Genomic DNA, 17,825 nt, shown 5'->3' on the forward strand with positions numbered 1-17,825 from the left:
TTCACCCAGCACCCGCGCGCACTAAACGATGGGCCCATCAAGGGCCAAGAGTCGTCATCAAGACAAAGTGGCCGCAATGCGTTCGGCGCATCCCCGCGCTTGCACAGCATCGCGTGCTTCAACCATGACGCGCACCAAAGGCTCGGTGCCACTGGCGCGAATCAACACCCGGCCCGAAGCACCCAACTCAGCCTCGGCCGCACGCGTGGCATCCCACAGGGGCTGGTGGCCTTGCCAGTCAAATCCGGGGGCCAAGCGCACATTGATGAGGGTTTGCGGGAACAACGTGATGCCCTCCAGCAATTGAGCCATGGTCTTGCCGCTGCCCACGCACGCTTGCAGCACCTGCAAGGCACTGACCAGGCCATCGCCCGTGGTGTGTTTGTCCAGCACCAACAAATGACCAGAGCCCTCGCCCCCCAGCAACCAGCCTTTGTCGTGCAAGACTTCGAGCACATAACGGTCACCCACTTTGGCTCGCACAAACTGCACGCCACGCTGCTTCAGAGCGACTTCGACCGCCAAGTTGGTCATCAAGGTCCCCACAGCGCCGGGCACCGCCTCGTCGCGGGCCAAGCGGTCAGCCACCATCAAGAACAAGAGTTCATCGCCATTGAACAAACGTCCGCTCGCGTCTACAAACTGCAGGCGGTCGGCATCGCCATCCAAAGCAATGCCATAGTCGGCGCGGTGGTCTTTCACGGCCTGAACCAATGCCGCCGGATGCGTTGCACCTACGTCTTTGTTGATGTTCAGGCCATCGGGTGAGCAGCCAATGGCTATGACCTCGGCACCCAGTTCATGAAAGACCTTGGGGGCGATTTGGTAAGCCGCACCGTGCGCAGCGTCCACCACGATCTTCAGGCCCTTGAGGGTCAAGTCGGTGGAAAAAGTGCTCTTGCAAAATTCAATGTACCGGCCTGCCGCATCGTCCAAGCGGCGGGTTTTACCGAGGGCGGCAGAGTCGACCCAGACAGGCTCCTCCAGCAAGGTGGCTTCGACGGTCTCTTCCCAGGTGTCGGACAACTTTTTACCTTGAGCGCTGAAAAACTTGATGCCGTTGTCGGCAAAGGGGTTGTGACTTGCGCTGATGACGACCCCCAGTGAAGCGCGCTGCGCACGCGTCAGGTAAGCCACCGCAGGAGTAGGCACCGGTCCCAACAAGACGACGTCGACCCCTGCGGAGTTAAAACCAGACTCCAAAGCACTTTCCAGCATGTAGCCGGATATGCGGGTGTCTTTGCCAATCAACACGGTGGGGTGCGCCTCTTGGGCCTTCAACACACGGCCCACGGCATGCGCCAAACGCAAGATGAAATCGGGGGTGATGGGGCTTTGGCCGACCGTGCCGCGAATGCCGTCGGTCCCAAAATATTGACGTGCCATGTGAACGATCCTGAATTTTGTAATGAGTGCCGGAATTTTAGCGGTCTCAACAAGTCCCGAAACTGACGACTTCAGGCGCTGCGCTTCATCGCGATCAGTTCTGCTGATGCACGGCATGCCAAATTTTGAGTGCATCCACCGTGTCCTTGACGTCATGCACCCTCACCACCGATGCCCCCCGTTCCACGGCCATCAATGCAGCAGCGACGCTGGCCGCTTGTCTTTGCGCCGGTTCTGGCACTTGTCCGTCTTGCGCCAATGCAGCACCCAGAGACGATTTGCGCGACCACCCGGCCAACAGAGGAAAACCCAAGTGAAGCAAATCGGATTGTCTGGCCAGGAGGCGAAAGTTCTGAGCCACGGTTTTGCCAAAACCAATGCCAGGGTCCAGCACCACGCGGGATGCCGAAACACCCAAATCCAGCAAGGCGTTCACGCGGGCGCTCAAAAAGGCGTCCACTTCGGTCAACACATCCCCCGTCATCGGTTGAACTTGCATGGTTTGGGGGGTGCGGTGCATGTGCATCAAACACACGCCGCACCGGGGGTGGGTGGCCACCACCTGCTCAGCACCCGGTTGACGCAAAGCCCAAATGTCATTGACGATGTCGACGCCCCAGTCCAGGCAGGCTTTCATCACCTCGGGTTTGTAGGTGTCCACAGAAATGGGGACCTGCCAGCTCACCGCTTCGCGCAGCAAGGGCTCAAGCCGCGCCAACTCTTGCTCCACGGGAACCACCACAGCGCCAGGCCGGGTGGACTCCGCCCCGATGTCCAGAATATCCGCCCCCTCGCGCAGCAGTTGCTCGGCGTGGCGCAGGGCCTGAGAAGTTTCGGCATGCAAGCCGCCGTCGGAAAAGGAATCTGGCGTGACATTGACAATGCCCATGACCAAAGGCTGAGTCAGGTCCAAGTCAAAACGAGAGGTTTGCCAGCGGTTGATCGAAGAGTGTGGAATGGGCTTGAATGTCATCAGAAATTTTCCATGAAAAAACGGGGCCTAAGGCCCCGTTCTTTTAAACACCGGACTTGAAAATCAAGCCGCCGTGGTGGCTGGCTCCGGCTGCACGGCCGGTGTACCGCCACCGCTGTTGCCACCGGAAGGCGGCGTACGGGGCGTCCAGTCCTTGGGAGGCAAAGGATCTCGACCGGCCATGATGTCGTCAATCTGGTCCTTGTCGATGGTTTCCCACTCCAGCAAGGCCTTGGCCATGGCATGCATCTGCGCACTGTGCTCTTCGATCAAACGACGGGCCAGGTTGTACTGCTCGTCAATGATGCGGCGCACTTCCATGTCCACTTTTTGCATGGTGGACTCGCTCATGTTGGTGGTCTTGGTCACCGAACGGCCCAAGAACACTTCGCCTTCGTTTTCAGCATAGACCATTGGGCCCAGGGCATCGGTCATACCATAGCGCATGACCATGTCACGGGCGATGGATGTGGCACGCTCGAAGTCATTGCTGGCACCCGTGGTCATCTGGTGCATGAACACTTCTTCGGCAATGCGGCCACCGAACAGCATGCTGATCTGGTTCAGCATGAATTCCTTGTCGTAGCTGTAGCGGTCTTGCTCAGGCAGGCTCATCGTCACACCCAGGGCGCGGCCACGGGGGATGATGGTGACCTTGTGCACCGGGTCGCACTTGGGCAGCAGTTTGCCAATCAAGGCATGACCTGCTTCGTGATAAGCGGTGTTGCGACGCTCATGCTCGGGCATGACCATGCTCTTGCGCTCAGGGCCCATCAGGATCTTGTCCTTGGCCTTTTCAAAGTCGACCATCTCGACCACACGGGCATTGCGACGGGCTGCCATCAAAGCCGCTTCGTTGCAAAGATTGGCCAAATCGGCGCCGCTCATGCCAGGCGTGCCACGGGCGATCACGCCCGCATTGACGTCTTGGCCAATCGGCACTTTGCGCATGTGTACGTTCAAGATTTGCTCGCGACCGCGGATGTCGGGCAATGTGACATAAACCTGGCGGTCAAAACGACCGGGGCGCAGCAAGGCGGCGTCCAAAATGTCAGGGCGGTTGGTGGCAGCCACCACGATCACACCGAGATTGGTTTCAAAACCGTCCATCTCGACCAGCATCTGGTTGAGGGTTTGCTCGCGTTCGTCGTTGCCGCCGCCCAAACCGGCTCCACGTTGGCGACCGACAGCGTCAATTTCGTCAATGAAAATGATGCAAGGCGCGTTCTTTTTGGCGTTTTCGAACATGTCGCGGACACGGGCAGCACCCACACCGACAAACATTTCGACAAAGTCGGAACCTGAGATGCTGAAGAACGGCACCTTGGCTTCTCCCGCAATGCCTTTGGCCAGCAGGGTTTTACCCGTACCAGGGGGGCCGACCAACAACAAACCACGGGGAATGCGACCACCCAGCTTTTGGAATTTCTGAGGGTCTTTCAGGAAGTCCACAACCTCCTTGACTTCCTCTTTGGCTTCGTCACAACCGGCCACGTCCGCGAAGGTGACCTGGTTGTTGTTTTCATCCAGCATACGGGCCTTGGACTTGCCAAAGCTGAACGCTCCGCCCTTGCCGCCGCCTTGCATTTGGCGCATGAAATACACCCAGACACCAATCAAGAGGAGCATCGGCCCCCAACTGACCAGCAAGGTCATGAGCAAGGAGCCCTCCTCGCGGGGCTTGACGTCGAACTTGACGCCGCTGTTGATCAGGTCACCGACCAGACCGCGGTCGAGGTAAGTGGCCGTCGTTTTGATACGGCGGTCGTCGTTGGTGATGGCCAGAATTTCGGTGCCACCAGGGCTCTCGGAAATGGTGGCGCTCTTGATCCGGTTACCGCGAACCTCTTCGAGGAAATCTGAATAGCCAATGGCATTCGCACCTGCGACACCACGGTTGTCAAACTGCTTGAACAAGGTGAACAGCACCATGGCAATCACCATCCAGACGGCAATTTTGGAAAACCAAGGGTTATTCAAGAGAGACTCCAATCGAAAAAAATGACTGAACTTATTTTAGGCCTGCGGCAGGCCCTCAGAGCGTTCAAATGAGGTTTGGCCCTCGAAAAGGCAGGATTTACTTCATCAACCCCCATGAATCAAGCCCCTGCCGATCAAAAAGGTCTCAGAGGACTTGTCCCGCGATGACTTGGGCTTCATGGGTTTGACCACCTTAAAGGTCTCCTTGAACATCTTGACGATCTGGCTATAGCCGCTGCCGTGGAAGACCTTGACCACCAAAGCACCTTGCGGCTTCATGTGGTTTTGAGCGAACTCCACGGCCAGCTCAATCAAATGTTGAACACGCACCGCATCTGACGATTCGATGCCGGACAGGTTGGGGGCCATGTCGGACACCACCACATCGACCTGCCGCCCTTGCAAGGCAGCCTCCAGCAGGGCTGCCGCCTCGTTTTCGCGGAAATCACCCTGAATGAATTGCACCCCCTCTATCGGGTCCATGGGCAAAATATCCAGCGCAATGATGCTGCCGTTGAGCGCACCTACGGCCGCACCCTCAGGTGACAAACGGCGGCGCAGGTACTGACTCCAGGCCCCAGGGGCAGAGCCCAGGTCCACCACCAGATCACCGGGTCGGATCAGGCCCAGGGTTTCGTCGATTTCCTTGAGTTTGTAAGCCGCACGCGCCCGGTAACCCTCTTTCAGAGCCAGTTTCACGTAGGTGTCATTCACATGGTCGTTCAACCACGCTTTGTTGACCTTTTTACTTTTGGTTTTGACTTTCATTCTTTTGCGTCCTTGCGGGGATAATACGGGCATGCCCCAAATACAACTCACACCTGCCGAGCGCAAAGTTTTTCGCGCCGATGCCCATCACCTTGATCCGGTCGTCATGATCGGCGGCGATGGCCTGACCCCTGCGGTTATCAAAGAAACCGAAGCAGCCCTGAACGCCCACGGCCTGATCAAGATCCGCGTGCTAGGCGATGACCGCGCTGCACGCGAAGCCATGTTCGAGCAACTGGCCGACCAACTGAGCGCCGCGCCGATCCAGCACATTGGCAAACTGCTGATCCTGTGGCGGCCACAGCCTGAAAAAATCAAAGAGCACGAGGAGGACCGCAAAGCCGGCCCAAGAGACTTCAAGATCCTCAAATACAGCTCACGCGGCGGTCAGCGACCTGAAGTCAAAACCGTTCGTGTGCTGGGCAACCAACGCCTGGCCGCTGGCGGCCAGATCAAGCGGGCCAAGCCCAAGCAAAAATCGGTCAAAAAAGGCCGCCACGACTGAAGGCTCCGGCTTCAATGACAGCGCCCCCACCGGGGGCTGACACCACCCAGCAAGGCCGCCAAATAGCGGCCTTTGTTTTGGCTCAAACGTAGGACACGCCCACGATCTCGTAACGACGTACGCCGCCTGGCGCTTGCACTTCGGCCACATCGCCCTCTTCCTTGCCAATCAAGGCGCGTGCAATGGGGCTGCTGATGTTGATCAAGCCCAGTTTCAAATCGGCCTCGTCCTCGCCCACGATCTGGTATTTGACCGCTTCGCCTGAGCTTTCATCTTCGAGCTCCACAGTGGTGCCAAACACCACGCGGCCACCGGCATCGACAGAGGCGGGATCGATGATTTGCGCGGCCGAGAGTTTGCCTTCGATTTCCTGAATTCGACCTTCGATGAAGCCCTGACGGTCTTTGGCTGCATCGTATTCGGCGTTCTCACTCAAATCGCCTTGGGCGCGCGCTTCGGCAATGGCCTGGATCACGCCGGGGCGGTCCACCGTTTTGAGGCGGTGCAACTCCTCCTTGAGTTTTTCAGCACCACGTTTGGTGATCGGGATGGTTGACATGTTCGGTTCTCCAAAAGCAAACCGCCGAGTTTTGGTACTCGGCGGTCATTGCCAGCATTATGCCTTGCACCCTGTCAGGGGTGCAGAGCGACAGGCCTGTGTTCAGGCCGCCAGCTGCGCGTGCATTTCCTGGATGGAAATCACGTCCAGCTGGTCCATGTACTTCATGCCCTCAACAGCCGCTTCTGCGCCTGCGATGGTTGTGAAGGTCGTGACGCGGTTGAGCAAGGCCGAGGTGCGGATGTGGCGCGAGTCGGCGATCGCATTGCGACGCTCTTCTACCGTATTGATGACCAGCACAACTTCGTTGTTTTTGATCATGTCCACGATGTGCGGGCGGCCTTCGGTGACTTTGTTCACGGTGGAACACGCCACGCCTGCGGCCTGAATGGCGGCGGCTGTGCCCTTGGTCGCCACCAGCTCAAAGCCTTGGGCCACCAACTGGCGTGCCACTTCGATGGCACGCGCCTTGTCGTTGTTTTTCACCGAGATGAAGACCTTGCCCGAAGGCGTGCCGTCGGCTTTGGTGGGGCGTGGCAACTTGGTGCCTGCACCCATTTGGCTCTTCACAAAGGCTTCGCCAAAGGTTTTGCCCACGCCCATGACTTCGCCTGTGGACTTCATCTCGGGGCCAAGAATCGTATCGACGCCCGGGAACTTCACGAAAGGGAACACCGCTTCTTTCACGCTGAAATAAGGCGGCGTGACCTCTTTGGTGATGCCTTGCGACGCGAGGGTTTGACCCGCCATGCAGCGTGCAGCGACCTTGGCCAGCTGGATGCCTGTGGCTTTGGAGACATAAGGCACGGTGCGAGAAGCGCGAGGGTTGACTTCCAACACATAGATCACGTCTTGGCCGTCCACATGCTGAATAGCAAACTGCACGTTCATCAAACCCACCACGTTCAAGGTACCGGCCATGGCGGCAGATTGGCGCTTGAGCTCGTCCACCGTGGCAGCCGACAGCGAATAAGGCGGCAAAGAGCATGCCGAGTCGCCGCTGTGCACACCCGCTTGTTCGATGTGCTCCATCACGCCGCCGATGAAGGTCTTGCCTTCAGGGTCACGCAGGCAGTCCACATCGCACTCGATGGCGTCGTTCAGGAAACGGTCCAGCAACACAGGCGAGTCGTGCGACACCTTGACCGCTTCGCGCATGTAGCGCTCGAGGTCACGCTGCTCGTGCACGATTTCCATGGCGCGACCACCCAGCACATAGCTGGGGCGCACCACCAAGGGGTAACCCAAGGCAGCGGCTTTTTCCAAAGCCTCGGCTTCGGTGCGAGCTGTGGCATTAGGCGGTTGACGCAGACCGAGGTCTTGCAGCAATTTCTGGAAACGCTCACGGTCTTCGGCCGCGTCGATCATGTCGGGGCTGGTGCCAATGATGGGCACGCCAGCAGCTTCCAGATCCAAAGCCAGCTTCAACGGCGTTTGGCCACCGTATTGCACGATGACGCCTGTGGGCTTTTCCTTGTCCACAATTTCGAGCACGTCTTCCAAGGTGACGGGCTCAAAGTACAAGCGGTCCGAGGTGTCGTAGTCGGTCGACACGGTCTCAGGGTTGCAGTTGACCATGATGGTTTCGTAACCGTCTTCGCGCATGGCGAGCGCGGCGTGTACGCAGCAATAGTCAAACTCGATGCCCTGACCAATACGGTTCGGACCACCGCCCAGCACCATGATTTTCTTGTTGGTCGTCGGTTCGGCTTCGCACTCGCCGGCTCCCACGCCAAAGGCGTCGCCGTTACCTTCGTAGCAGGAGTACATGTAGGCTGTGTCGGTCGAGAACTCCGCCGCACAGGTGTCCACGCGCTTGTAAACGGGACGGATGTTCAGGGCATGACGACGGGCACGCACCACATGCTCGGTCGTTTTGAGCAATTTGGCCAAACGACGATCGGAGAAGCCCTTCTTCTTGAGCGCACGCAGCTCGTCGGCGGTGATCGCTTCCAGCGTGGTGGTTTCCAGTTCCAGCTCGATCTTGACGATCTCTTCGATCTGCACCAGGAACCAAGGGTCGATCTTGGTCAAGGCAAACACCTCGCCCACGCTCAGGCCCATGGCAAAAGCATCGCCCACGTACCAGATGCGCTCGGGGCCGGGCTCGCCCAGTTCCTTCTCGAGCACTTCGCGGTCTTGGGTTTTTTCGTTCATGCCGTCCACGCCGACTTCCAGGCCGCGCAGGGCTTTCTGGAACGACTCCTGGAAAGTGCGGCCCATGGCCATGACCTCGCCCACCGATTTCATCTGGGTGGTCAAGCGGCTGTCGGCGGTGGGGAATTTTTCAAACGCAAAACGGGGGATCTTGGTGACCACGTAATCGATCGAGGGCTCGAAGGACGCAGGCGTGGCACCGCCCGTGATGTCGTTGCGCAGCTCGTCGAGCGTGTAGCCCACAGCCAACTTGGCTGCCACTTTGGCAATCGGGAAACCCGTGGCTTTGGAAGCCAAAGCCGAGGAGCGCGACACGCGGGGGTTCATCTCGATGACGACCATGCGTCCGTCTTTGGGGTTGATCGAGAACTGCACGTTCGAGCCGCCCGTGTCCACACCGATTTCACGCAAAACGGCCAAAGAGGCATTGCGCAAAATCTGGTATTCCTTGTCGGTCAGCGTCTGGGCTGGGGCCACGGTGATCGAGTCGCCCGTGTGCACGCCCATGGGGTCCAGGTTTTCGATCGAGCACACGATGATGCAGTTGTCCGCTTTGTCGCGCACCACTTCCATCTCGTACTCTTTCCAGCCGAGCAAGGATTCTTCAATCAGCAGCTCGGTGGTAGGCGAAGCCTCCAAACCGCGCTTGCAAATGGTCTCGAACTCTTCAGGGTTGTAAGCAATGCCGCCGCCCGTACCGCCCAAGGTGAAGCTGGGGCGGATGACTGTTGGGAAACCCAAGGTCTTTTGCACGTCCCACGCTTCTTCCATGCTGTGGGCAATGCCGGAGCGGGCCGAACCCAGACCAATCTTGGTCATGGCGTCCTTGAACTTCAGACGGTCTTCGGCTTTGTCGATGGCCTCGGGTGTCGCGCCAATCAGCTCGACCTTGTACTTTTCGAGCACGCCGTGGTGCCACAAGTCCAAAGCGCAGTTGAGAGCAGTTTGGCCTCCCATGGTGGGCAAGATCGCATCGGGGCGCTCTTTGGCGATGATCTTCTCGACGGTTTGCCAGGTGATGGGCTCGATGTAGGTCACGTCGGCCGTGGCCGGGTCGGTCATGATCGTCGCAGGGTTGCTGTTGATCAGAATGACTTTGTAGCCCTCTTCACGCAAAGCTTTGCAAGCCTGCACGCCGGAGTAGTCGAACTCACAGGCCTGACCAATGATGATCGGGCCCGCGCCAATGATGAGGATGCTTTTGAGGTCGGTGCGCTTTGGCATGTTATTTCGCCTCCATCATTTTGATGAAGCGGTCAAAGAGGTAAGTAATGTCGTGCGGGCCGGGCGACGCTTCGGGGTGACCCTGGAAGCAGAACGCAGGCTTGTCGGTGCGGGCCAGGCCCTGCAAGGTGCCGTCAAACAAAGACACGTGTGTGGCGCGCAAGTTGGCGGGCAAGGACTTTTCATCCACCGCAAAACCGTGGTTTTGGCTGGTGATGGACACGCGACCTGAGTCGAGGTCTTTCACAGGATGGTTCGCGCCGTGGTGGCCAAACTTCATCTTGAAAGTTTTCGCGCCACTGGCCAAAGCCATGATCTGGTGGCCCAGGCAAATGCCGAATGTGGGGATACCGGTTTCAATCAACTCGGCCGCCGCTGCAATCGCGTAGTCGCAAGGCTGTGGATCGCCAGGGCCGTTGGACAAAAAGATGCCGTCGGGATTGTGCTGGAGTACTTCAGCCGCAGGCGTCTTAGCAGGGACCACAGTCACTTTGCAACCGCGCTCGGCCAACATGCGCAAGATGTTTTTCTTCACGCCAAAGTCGTACGCGACGACATGGAACTTGGGCGATGTCTGAGTGCCATATCCGGCACCCAGTTGCCACTCGGTTTGGGTCCAGTCATAAGGCTGGGCCACGGTGACTTTTTGCGCCAAATCGAGACCCGCCATGTTGGGGGCTGCCTTGGCTGCGGCAATCGCCTGGTCAATGACCGCTTGGGTGACCGCTTGGCCTTTGGCCAAACCCACGATGGCACCGTTTTGGGCACCCTTTGTGCGCAAGATGCGGGTCAGTTGGCGAGTGTCGATGTTCGCAATGGCCACTGTGCCAGCATCCACCAGGTAGGACGACAAGGTTTGGCTGGAGCGAAAGTTGCTCGCCACCAAAGGCAGGTCTTTGATGATGAGGCCTGCGGCATGGACTTTCTCGGATTCGATGTCTTCCACGTTGACCCCGTAGTTGCCGATGTGCGGGTACGTCAGGGTGACGATCTGCTGGCAATAGCTGGGGTCGGTGAGGATTTCCTGGTAGCCGGTGAGAGAGGTGTTGAACACCACTTCGCCGACGGTGGAGCCGGTGGCTCCGATCGAATTGCCGATAAAGACCGTGCCGTCTGCAAGCGCCAGGATGGCGGGCGGGAAGGTTCCCTGAAGAGACAAAAGCACTGGGTTCTCCGGAATAGTTCGGGTACGCCTCAGCACTCACCAGAGATGGGATCTCTTTTTGGCTGCTTGTTCGAGGAATGGGCCTGGGATGGACTGTGGCGTACAGGTTGATGCGGGAAAGCCTCTCATTATAGCTGAGGACCGCTAGTAAACCCTGACAAATCACGCCCTCAGCCCCTTCGGCCAAACCGCTAATGGATCAAGGACCTGACGTGGCGCTGGCGTGCAAGCAAATGGCCGCTGCCGTGGCCACATTGAGCGATTCTTCACCACCCGGCTGGGCAATGCGCACCTGGTGCCGGGCCATGACCATCAGGGTGGCGCTGACGCCCTGCCCTTCGTGCCCGAAGACCCATGAACACTTTTGGGGCAATTCTCCCGCTTGCAGCAAGGCGTGCAAAAAAGGCCCTTCGTGAGAGCTGGTGGTGAGCAAAGGCACCTGCAAAGCTGCCACATCAGCCTCGCTGAGCGCTTCGACCAGATGCAGACCAAAATGCGCCCCCATGCCCGCACGCAGCACCTTGGGCGACCACAAGGCCGCCGTGCCCTTGATGGCCAGCACCTGGCGGTAACCGAAGGCCGAGGCACAGCGCAAAATGGCCCCGACGTTGCCGGCATCCTGCAAACGGTCCAGCACCACGGTGGATGCATCTGGCAACACTTCTTGGGCCGCCTGCCAGGCCACCACAAAACCCACGCGGGCCGGTGACTCCAGGCCACTCAAGCTGGCAAACAAGGCATCGGGCACCACAAAGGTCTGATCGGTCAGTCCCTGCCACTCATCGCCCTGCTCGGCTTGAAACGACTCGGTCAGCACCACCTGCAGCGGACGCACACCGCGCTGCAAGGCGGCGCGGCACAGGTGATCGCCTTCCAGCCAGAACTGCCCCGCCTTGCGGTAAGCCGTGCTGTCCTGGGCCAAGCGCCGCCAGGCTTTGAGCTGTGGGTTGTCTCGCGAGCTGATCGGTTTCATCGCACACTCCTGGCCACCGGGGCAAATGTCATGCGGTGGCAGGCCGCTGGGCCATGGGCTTGCAAAGCGGCCAAATGCTGGGCTGTGCCGTAGCCTTTGTGCTGGTCAAAACCATACAGGGGGTACTGTTGGTGCATCACTTCGCACAAACGGTCGCGGTGCACCTTGGCCAAAATCGAAGCGGCCGAGATGGCGGGCACCAGCGCATCGCCTTGGACGATGGCTTCGGCACGAATCGACAAGGTGGGCAAGCGGTTGCCATCGACCAGCACCAACTTCGGCGGCAAACACAAAGCCTCAACGGCCCGCTTCATGGCCAGCAAAGTGGCTTGCAAGATGTTGATTTGGTCAATTTCCTGCACGCTGGCCTCGGCAATCGCAAAACACAGGGCCCGCGCCCGGATCTCGTCAAACAGGGTTGAACGGCGTTTGGCTGTGAGTTTTTTGGAGTCGTTCAAGCCTTGAATCGGGTTCAGATCGTCCAGAATCACCGCCGCCGCGACCACCGGGCCGGCCAAAGGACCGCGCCCGGCCTCATCCACCCCAGCCACCAGACCATGGGTCGCCCAGCTCAAGTTTTTTTGCTCAAGCGGCAAGGACTTTTTGGATCGCATGACTGGCCAGCGTCGGCATATCCCGACGCAATTGAAGGTGCAGGTCGGCAAAACGCTGCTGGATTTTGACCACCGCCGCTGGATCGTCCAGCCAACGCAAAACGGCCTGGGCCAATGCTTGGGGCTGGACCTGCTCTTGCAAGAACTCGGGGACCAAGCTTTCGTTGCACAAAATATTGGGCAATCCAATCCAGGGCAACAAGCGCTTGCGGTTGGCAATTTGCCAGGACAACCACTGCATTTTGTAGGCAATGACCATGGGCCGTTTGTGCAAAGCGGTCTCCAGCGTGGCTGTACCGCTGGCCACCAACGCCACATCACAAGCGGCCTGCACCTCGTGCGAACGGCCCATCACCAAATGAACATGCGCCTGCAGGCCGGCCTGAGCGATGGCCGCCTCGACCATAGGCTTCAGAGGGCCGTGGGTCGGCAGCACAAACTTCAACTCGGGTCTTTGTGCGTGCATGAGCCGAGCCGCTTCCAGAAAAGGCAAGGCCAGACCCTTCACCTCGGAAGGTCTGCTGCCCGGCAGCAAGGCAACGATGGGGCCCTCTGCAGGCAAGCCCAAGTCTTGACGCGCTTGCAAGCGGTCAGGCACCAGTGCAATCACATCGGCCACCGGATGGCCGACGAAGGTGCCCTCAATCCCGTGTTGGGCCAACAACTCTGGCTCAAAAGGGTAAATGCACAGCACATGGTCCACGCTGTCGCGGATTTTTTGGACCCGCTCCGGACGCCAGGCCCAAATGGAGGGACACACCAACTGGACCGTGGGCACACCCTTTTGTCGCAGCAAACGTTCCACGGGCAAGTTGAAGTCGGAAGCGTCCACCCCCACATACAAATCCGGGGGAGAGGCCTGCAAATCCTGGATCAAGGCCTGCCGGATGCCATTGATGTGGCGGTATCGCCAAAGCGCCTCCACCAAACCGCGCACCGACAACTCGTCACAGGACCAACGCGACACGAAACCGGTCGCATCCATCTGCGGCCCGCCAATGCCCGAAGCTTGCAAGAGCGGCCAGGTTTTTTGCATGCCTTGCAACAACAAGGCCGCCAGCATATCGCCCGAACGCTCGGCCGCCACCATGCTGACACGCAAGTCTGGCGTGACCATGGTCGATGTTGGCCGTGCGTCCGCCATCACGCCTTCAAAGCCTGGCGAATGACGCCGCACACCTCGTCGATGGCTTCGTTGCTCAGCTCAGGATAAATCGGCAAAGACAGGCAACGCTCGGCCACCGATTCGGTCACCGGGAAGCTGGCGCCAGCCGCGATGGAGGCAAACACTTTTTGCTGGTGCAAAGGCACGGGGTAATAAACAGCGCTGGCGATTTGTTGCGCGGTCAAGGCCTGCTGGATGGCCGCACGGTCATCGGTCAGCAAGGTGTACTGGTGGTAGACGTGCAGACCCACACCGTCTTCAAAAGGCGTTTGCACATTCAGCCCGGCCAAACCCGCGTTGTAGCGGTGGGCCACACGGCGACGCTCCTGGTTGTAACGATCAATAAGGGGCATCTTGGCTCTCAAAACCACCGCCTGTAGCTCATCCAAGCGGCTGTTATAGCCAATGATGTCGTGGTAATAACGCACTTTGCTGCCGTGGTTGCGCAGCATGCGCAGCTTTTCGGCCATGGCATCGGACTGGGTGGTCACCATGCCGCCGTCGCCGTAACAGCCCAGGTTTTTACTGGGAAAGAAGCTGAAAGCCGCCACATCGCCCATGGCGCCCGTTTTGCGACCGCCGATATCAGCACCGAAGGACTGCGCACAATCTTCCACCAGCTGCAACTGGTGCTCTTGGGCCAAAGCCATTAGAGGCGCGAGGTCAGCAGGCTGTCCAAACAAATGCACGGGCAACAAAGCCTTGGTTTTCGATGTGATCGCTCGGCGGGTCTGCTCAACGTCGATGTTGAAGGTGCGCGGATCGATGTCCACAAACACGGCTTTGGCGCCCACATAGGCAATCGCCTCTGCAGTGGCAATGAAGGTGAAGGGTGTGGTGATGACTTCGTCGCCCGGGCCAATGTCGGCCGCCAGCAAAGCCAGGTGCAAGGCATCTGTGCCATTGGCGCAAGTGATGGCGTGGGCCACGCCCAGGTAGTCAGCCGCCTCTTTTTCAAAGGCTTGGACATTGGGGCCCAAAATGAATTGGGCAGCATTCAGGGCACTCAAAAAAGCGGGTTCTAGCTGGGGCTGGAGATCGCGGTATTGCGCGACCAGATCGACCATAGGGATGGGCATGGCGTACCTTTCAAACAGGCTAAAAACAGAAAATCAGGAAATCAAACGGGTGGCTTCGGTGATGCGCTGAACGGCTTCCAGCGCACGGCGTCCGGCCTCACCACTCACCTTGGGGGGGCGGCCATCACGAATGCTCTCGACAAAGTCAAGGATTTCAGAAAACAGGGGATCAGCTTCGCCAAACGACCGCTCGTGGCGCTCAATGGCCTGCTCAGGATCGGCCAGGGGCGTGGTGGCACCTCGGTAAGTCGTCAAGGTGCGGGCCTGAAAGTCCAAAGAGTGGCAAGCCTGATATTGAAACACACGCATTTTGCGCTCACTCTTGGCGCTCACACGGCTGGCGGTCACATTGGCCACGCAGCCGTTGGCAAAGCGAATCCGCGCATTGGCAATGTCGATATCGGATGTCAGCACCCGCGCTCCGGAGCACTCCACACTTTCCAGCTCGCTGTCGACCAGCGACAAAATCAAATCCACATCATGGATCATCAAATCCAACAGCACGCTCACATCGGTAGCGCGTGGCTTGAACGGGGCCAAACGTGAGCTGTCGATAAATCGTGGGTTGGACAACAAGGGCTCCAACGCCAAAGCGGCCGGGTTGAAGCGCTCCAAATGGCCCACGGCCAAAACGCATTGGCTTTCCTTGGCCAGGCGGATCAGCGCATCGGCCTGCTCCAGGGTGGTGGTCATGGGCTTTTCGACCAAGACATGCACCCCGGCCCGAAGAAATTCGGCGCATACGTCGTAATGACCCTGTGTGGGCACCACAATGGAGACCGCATCGACCTGACCGATCAGTGCACGGTAATCCGTCAGCGCCACACAGCCCAAAGGCCCGGCGACAGCCTCGGCCTGCTCTTGCCGACTGTCCACCACCGCGACGAGCTGACACTCGGGAATTTTGGCGTACTTTTGAGCATGAAATTTGCCCAGATAACCAACGCCAATGACGGCGCAACGCAACAGGGCCACAGGGCCCTCCTTTCATGCTCGGGCCAGGAAAGACCTGACCCTTGGGTTGTTCAATCGACCGAGCGGCGACGCGAACGCACAATGCCCACTTTGGGCGAAACGCCTGACAAAAAGTCCAGCATCATGTCCACATCGGCCTGAACTTCGGGTTTGTCCTTGGCGATCTGCAAGATGCGCTCTTTGGACATTTCCAGCGTGAGGTTTTCTCGGTACAGGGCTTTGTGCATGGCCCGGACGGCAGCGATTCGGGCAGGCGAATAACCGCGCCGACGCAAACCTTCGGCGTTCACAGTACGGGCAGAAGCCGGCTGGCCCTGGCACGTCACATAAGGCGGCAAGTCGGCAAACAACAACGTGCACATGGCCGTGAAGCTGTGCGCACCCAAACGCAAGAATTGGCGCACCACCGTGAAGCCGCCCAGGATGACCCAGTCACCCACCACCACATGACCCGCCAGTTGAGAGTTGTTGGCAAAAATCGTGTGACTGCCAATTTGGCAATCGTGCGCCAAATGGACATAAGCCATGAACAGGTTGTCATCACCCACCTGGGTCACACCACCACCATTGACGGTGCCGGCATTGAAAGTGCAAAACTCCCGGATGGTGTTGCCGTTGCCGATCACCAAACGGGTCGGCTCTCCCGCGTATTTTTTGTCCTGCGGCGCAGCGCCCAAGGAGGTGTAGCTGTGGATGTGGTTGTTCTGGCCGATGGTGGTGTGGCCCTCGATCGTGCAATGCGAGTCCACCGTGGAGCCAGCACCGATGACCACATTCGGGCCAATGATGGTGTAAGGACCAACGGTCACGGAGGCGTCCAGCTGAGCTGCCGGATCAACCAATGCGGTGGAATGGATAGTCGCCATAGGTCCTCAGGCAATTTTGCGCATGGTGCACATCAATTCGGCCTCACAGGCCAGCTCGTCACCCACCTTGGCCTGGGCCTTGAACTTGAAAATGCCAGCCTTCATGCGGTCCAGCTGCACATCCAGGGTCAACTGATCGCCCGGCTCCACCGGACGCTTGAACCGCGCACCGTCAATGCCCGCAAAGTAATAAACCGTGTTGTCATCGGGCGCGGCGTCCAAGGTGTCAAAAGACAACAATGCAGCCGCTTGGGCCAGCGCCTCCAGCATCAACACGCCCGGCATCACCGGACGGTGAGGGAAATGGCCTGTGAAAAATGGCTCATTGATCGTGACGTTCTTCAAAGCCTTGATGCGCACGCCTTTTTCGAGCTCCAGCACACGGTCCACCAGCAAAAAGGGGTAGCGGTGCGGCAGCTGCTTGAGAATTTTGTGAATGTCCATCATGGTCAGTTTTCCTTGTTGTTTTGAATGTCCGCCTCAAGGGCTTTGATGCGGTCGCGCAAGCGGGACAGTTGTTTGAGGCTGGCGGCGTTCTTTTCCCAGTTGGCATTGCTGTCCAGCGGAAACATCCCGGTGTAATGGCCTGGTTGCGAGATGGAACGCGTGACCACCGAGGCCGCAGAAATGTGCACATGGTCAGCCAGGCTCAGATGACCCAGCACCACGGCGCCACCACCCACGGTGCAATGGGCGCCAATCTTGGCACTCCCAGCCACGCCGACGCACCCGGCCATGGCCGTGTGCTGGCCAACCTGCACGTTGTGGCCAATCTGAATCAGGTTGTCGAGTTTGACACCGTCCTCAATGACCGTATCCTCCAATGCACCCCGGTCAATGCAGGTATTGGCCCCGATTTCCACATCGTTGCCGATGCGCACCGCGCCCAGTTGTTCAATTTTTTCCCACTGGCCTTGGTGAGGCGCGAACCCAAAACCATCGGCACCAATGACCACACCCGAATGCAACAGGCAACGCGCCCCGATTTTGCAATCTTCACCCAACGTCACGCGGGACTTCAACCAAGTTCCGGAGCCGACTTCGGCTCCGCGCTCCACCACACACAAAGGGCCGATCACGGCATCGGGCGCAATGATCGCAGTGGGATCAATGACCGCAGAGGGATGAATGCGCGGACCTGCTGCCTGAGCATGTGCACTTTTCCAAAGACGGGTTAAACGGCCGAAATAAAGGTAGGGATCGTCAGTGATGATCGCAGATGTGCGTGTCACCACTTCAGGCTCCAAGGCGGCACCCACAATCACACATCCGGCCTGACTGCTGGCCAACTGGGTTTTGTATCTGGGGTGACTTAAAAATGAGATCTGATGGGGCTGAGCGGACTGCAAGGGTGCAAGGCCTGACATCAACAAATCAGGATTTCCCAACAAACGACCGCCGAGTGCCTCTACGATCAAACCAAGTTTCAAAGACAC

The 17,825-nt window shown here is 58.7% G+C and carries 16 protein-coding genes; 1 reads left to right on the top strand and 15 read right to left on the bottom strand.

Going from position 1 to position 17,825, the window contains the following annotated elements; all coding sequences use genetic code 11:
* Nucleotides 1-57: 57 nt before the first annotated feature.
* The 4 genes from glmM to AMM33_RS05345 form a co-directional block, all read right to left on the bottom strand.
* Nucleotides 58-1,386: a phosphoglucosamine mutase gene (gene glmM / locus AMM33_RS05330; RefSeq protein WP_090139345.1), complete on the bottom strand. Its 1,329-nt coding sequence runs from the start codon at nt 1,384-1,386 to the stop codon at nt 58-60.
* A 94-nt stretch (nt 1,387-1,480) separates the two neighbouring features.
* The gene (gene folP, locus AMM33_RS05335) at nt 1,481-2,359 is read right to left on the bottom strand and encodes a dihydropteroate synthase (RefSeq protein ID WP_090139346.1); all 879 of its coding nucleotides are present in this window, start codon (nt 2,357-2,359) and stop codon (nt 1,481-1,483) included.
* 63 nt (nt 2,360-2,422) lie between these two features.
* Nucleotides 2,423-4,339 (bottom strand): ATP-dependent zinc metalloprotease FtsH, encoded by a 1,917-nt coding sequence (gene ftsH / locus AMM33_RS05340; RefSeq protein ID WP_090139347.1) that lies wholly within the window; start codon nt 4,337-4,339, stop codon nt 2,423-2,425.
* Nucleotides 4,340-4,444: 105 nt separating this feature from the next.
* Entirely contained in the window at nt 4,445-5,107 is a 663-nt protein-coding gene (locus AMM33_RS05345; RefSeq protein ID WP_090139348.1) for an RlmE family RNA methyltransferase, read from the bottom strand.
* A 31-nt stretch (nt 5,108-5,138) separates the two neighbouring features.
* Here AMM33_RS05345 and AMM33_RS05350 point away from each other — a divergent pair, with 31 nt between their 5' ends.
* Nucleotides 5,139-5,612, top strand: a complete 474-nt coding sequence (locus tag AMM33_RS05350) for a YhbY family RNA-binding protein (protein WP_090139349.1) — start codon at nt 5,139-5,141, stop codon at nt 5,610-5,612.
* 82 nt (nt 5,613-5,694) lie between these two features.
* On the opposite strand, the gene greA is transcribed toward AMM33_RS05350, so the two are convergent.
* The 11 genes from greA to lpxD form a co-directional block, all read right to left on the bottom strand.
* Nucleotides 5,695-6,171, bottom strand: coding sequence for a transcription elongation factor GreA (greA, locus tag AMM33_RS05355; RefSeq protein ID WP_090139350.1), 477 nt, complete (start codon nt 6,169-6,171; stop codon nt 5,695-5,697).
* Between the two features lie 102 nt (nt 6,172-6,273).
* A complete protein-coding gene (carB, locus tag AMM33_RS05360) occupies nt 6,274-9,552 on the bottom strand; it encodes a carbamoyl-phosphate synthase large subunit (RefSeq protein ID WP_090139351.1) in 3,279 nt (1,092 codons plus the stop codon).
* Nucleotide 9,553: 1 nt separating this feature from the next.
* Nucleotides 9,554-10,717, bottom strand: coding sequence for a glutamine-hydrolyzing carbamoyl-phosphate synthase small subunit (gene carA, locus AMM33_RS05365; RefSeq protein ID WP_090139352.1), 1,164 nt, complete (start codon nt 10,715-10,717; stop codon nt 9,554-9,556).
* Between the two features lie 199 nt (nt 10,718-10,916).
* The gene (locus AMM33_RS05370; protein ID WP_090139353.1) at nt 10,917-11,690 is read right to left on the bottom strand and encodes a TrmH family RNA methyltransferase; all 774 of its coding nucleotides are present in this window, start codon (nt 11,688-11,690) and stop codon (nt 10,917-10,919) included.
* Complete coding sequence (rnhB, locus tag AMM33_RS05375; protein ID WP_090139354.1) at nt 11,687-12,304, bottom strand: ribonuclease HII; 618 nt, start codon at nt 12,302-12,304, stop codon at nt 11,687-11,689. The genes AMM33_RS05370 and rnhB overlap by 4 nt, the downstream gene beginning before the upstream one ends.
* Nucleotides 12,276-13,448, bottom strand: coding sequence for a lipid-A-disaccharide synthase (gene lpxB, locus AMM33_RS05380; protein ID WP_090139355.1), 1,173 nt, complete (start codon nt 13,446-13,448; stop codon nt 12,276-12,278). The genes rnhB and lpxB overlap by 29 nt, the downstream gene beginning before the upstream one ends.
* On the bottom strand, nt 13,448-14,548 hold the full coding sequence (locus AMM33_RS05385) for a DegT/DnrJ/EryC1/StrS family aminotransferase (protein WP_090139356.1): 1,101 nt from the start codon (nt 14,546-14,548) through the stop codon (nt 13,448-13,450). The genes lpxB and AMM33_RS05385 overlap by 1 nt, the downstream gene beginning before the upstream one ends.
* A 33-nt stretch (nt 14,549-14,581) precedes the next feature.
* The gene (locus AMM33_RS05390) at nt 14,582-15,523 is read right to left on the bottom strand and encodes a Gfo/Idh/MocA family protein (protein ID WP_090139357.1); all 942 of its coding nucleotides are present in this window, start codon (nt 15,521-15,523) and stop codon (nt 14,582-14,584) included.
* A 50-nt stretch (nt 15,524-15,573) separates the two neighbouring features.
* Nucleotides 15,574-16,389 carry an acyl-ACP--UDP-N-acetylglucosamine O-acyltransferase gene (gene lpxA / locus AMM33_RS05395; protein WP_090139358.1) on the bottom strand — a complete coding sequence of 272 codons (816 nt, stop codon included), beginning with the start codon at nt 16,387-16,389 and terminating at the stop codon, nt 15,574-15,576.
* A gap of 6 nt (nt 16,390-16,395) precedes the next feature.
* Nucleotides 16,396-16,836 (bottom strand): 3-hydroxyacyl-ACP dehydratase FabZ, encoded by a 441-nt coding sequence (gene fabZ / locus AMM33_RS05400; protein WP_090046181.1) that lies wholly within the window; start codon nt 16,834-16,836, stop codon nt 16,396-16,398.
* Between the two features lie 2 nt (nt 16,837-16,838).
* On the bottom strand, nt 16,839-17,825 hold the full coding sequence (gene lpxD, locus AMM33_RS05405) for a UDP-3-O-(3-hydroxymyristoyl)glucosamine N-acyltransferase (protein ID WP_090139359.1): 987 nt from the start codon (nt 17,823-17,825) through the stop codon (nt 16,839-16,841).

It is taken from the genome of Limnohabitans sp. DM1, assembly GCF_001269385.1.
GTDB lineage: Bacteria > Pseudomonadota > Gammaproteobacteria > Burkholderiales > Burkholderiaceae_C > Limnohabitans_A.